3 protein-coding genes and 1 pseudogene are annotated in these 2,382 nt (G+C 36.9%); all 4 read right to left on the reverse strand.

The annotated features are described in order from the left end of the window. Positions 1–98: 98 nt before the first annotated feature. On the reverse strand, positions 99–419 hold the full coding sequence (locus AACQ81_RS02145; RefSeq protein ID WP_237388435.1) for an AAA family ATPase: 321 nt from the start codon (positions 417–419) through the stop codon (positions 99–101). A gap of 80 nt (positions 420–499) precedes the next feature. After that, positions 500–856 (reverse strand): DUF7079 family protein, encoded by a 357-nt coding sequence (locus AACQ81_RS02150; protein ID WP_038268346.1) that lies wholly within the window; start codon positions 854–856, stop codon positions 500–502. After that, positions 841–1,620: a gluconate 2-dehydrogenase subunit 3 family protein gene (locus AACQ81_RS02155; RefSeq protein ID WP_237388436.1), complete on the reverse strand. Its 780-nt coding sequence runs from the start codon at positions 1,618–1,620 to the stop codon at positions 841–843. The genes AACQ81_RS02150 and AACQ81_RS02155 overlap by 16 nt, the downstream gene beginning before the upstream one ends. 340 nt (positions 1,621–1,960) lie before the next feature. Then, positions 1,961–2,382: pseudogene (locus AACQ81_RS02160) on the reverse strand (Hcp family type VI secretion system effector); the annotation flags it as partial.

Genomic DNA, 2,382 nt, shown 5'->3' on the forward strand with positions numbered 1-2,382 from the left:
ATCACGAGTCGTATCGTGCATCAATTCGAGGGCGCGTTTTTGTTCTGGTGTCAGATGAATTTTCATGGCTGCAAGCATGATCGGGTTTGGATAAGAAATCAAGCATCTTCAATGGCGATTGGTATATAATCTGGTAATCCATCAATAAAAGCCTCTATCGTTATTGTTGGTAAATCTTCTATATTTTTATCACTATCAATATATCTATTAATACTTTCTACATTCATTATATCGGACAAAATCGCATTATATAGTGGTTTACCACGATAAGAATAGTTTAAAACTATTTCAATTGCTTCTAAAATTGAGCTTTTACCTGAATTATTATCACCAACCAAAATGTTAACATCATCATTGAATAAAAATTCATTATCTTTGAATTTTTTAAAATTGACCAATTTCAATTTTCTTATCTTCATTTTTATCTCAACCGTGTAAATATTAGCTATATATTTTAATTAGCCAAATTATAAATAATACAACCCATAAAACATAAAAATCAACCAGTCAATTTTTTCTTCAAATGCCGCCAATCTTTTTCAAGATACTTACGTAAAAAACATCGCCTGATATTTTCTTTTATTTTTCCTATTGTACCTCCTGTTATCTGTTTTCTTCTAATAATCTGAATATCTTCCCATAGTTGTTCACGATCAAAAAAAGTCCAAGTAGTAGGCACAGGGGTTAGTCCGTTGGAATAACACACTGGTGCAACCCACTCGAAGAAAACCATTTCTACATGTTCAAGCGGGAAGTGTTTTGCTACAGAAGCGATATACTCATAGTCAACTTCATTATCTACAAAGATATAAGATAACGCTTCACACAAATCTATATCAGTTAGTTTATTGCCCAACGGGTAAATTCCTCTATTTCTTCATCAAAAGTATCAGCAACCACCGAACCAACAATAGCTCCAGCCGCGCTCCCCACTAACATCAAAACGACAGCACAGACGGGAGCACCTGGGCCACATACCAAAGATACAGACGCACCAGCAAGTGCTCCACCGGCAGTCCCTCCTCCAATTTGTATGCCTTGCTTGATAGCCTCCTTAGGTTTATTTTCAGCGTTGATTATTTCATGTGTTGCTAATACTGCCGTGAAGATAACTCCTACTTTCCCAATAATCTTTAATCGTTTGTTTGCTGTTGTGAATTTAGGGTTATCTCTCGAGGATGCTTCTATAATCTCATAGTAAATTGCACTTCTTTGATCTGGTGTCAGACCGCTAAATACTTTTCCAAATTTTTTCTGCGAATATTTATCAATAAGCTGCTCAAAAGATGGTGGTGTTTTTTTATGTCTCTCGGCAAAAGCTAATCCCTGCACTGACGTGAATTTTCTATGTTCAGCCATAATTTTATTGCGCATTTCATAACAAAACTCAGCAGCTTCTTTTACTGATATTTTTTTGGCACTAACCATATCCTTCACTTCAGAAACTACTCTTTTAATATTTGAAGTATAGCTTTGTCTGACATTGGCATCGTTGATTACATCAAGAGAAAATTTAATAGACGCACCTTCTAAGGCGGCAACCGCTTTATCTAAAATTGGATCATCAATAGGATGTTCTTGTGTCCCTGAAAATGTTCCTTCAATAAGTTCATATTCCATAATTTCACCCCATGACCTTGCTTAATAAGATTTCTGTTAAACTTTGTGAAGAACTTTCTTTTTCAAAATTTTCTATTTCCAGTTTCACACACTTATTTCCTGTTATTGATGAGAACTTAACTTTGTTTTGTTTGTTAAACTCACCATTGAGGACAGAACCGTCATCGAGAGTCACGAGACATTTAATTCCACAATAATCGATATCATCAGAGATACTGAAACCAATCCATTTTTCTGTTTCTACTGGCGGCTCGGATAAATGCTTTGATAAATCGCCAAGTGGAAAATTAGAAAATCCCGAAAGTAATGGCTTTTCCTCTTCACGCCCCTGTAACTGAGAAATTGCGTAGCCTGTTGTCCCGGCAGCACGATGCGTGCATGAAATGGATTTGTAATCGAGCATTACCGTTTCATTCGGTATCTGGTCACTATCATTTATCGAGTGGGGGTAATGACAAGAGAAATCAACGATCGTTGCTCCTGTCAGTTTAATTTCATAAAAAAACTCCAGTTGACCGGCTTGGCTGGTGCGGTAACACTTAAAAACCGCATCCAATAATTCGTTACCATCGATCGCCATCGCTAGCAATGGAGAAGATTTATCGATAGGTTTAGCAAAGCTGACTGGACGATGGTTGACGTTCTGATCTCGGCTCATCATATGGCTAAGATTCAATACCTGTATTTCATCTTCCCGTCCTGCCTGATAGCGATTACCTATCGACTCCAGAGTCGAGCATCCCGCTGATATTAAACCTTGTT

Origin of the sequence: Xenorhabdus sp. Sc-CR9, from assembly GCF_963897815.1 — a bacterium.
Lineage (GTDB): Bacteria > Pseudomonadota > Gammaproteobacteria > Enterobacterales > Enterobacteriaceae > Xenorhabdus.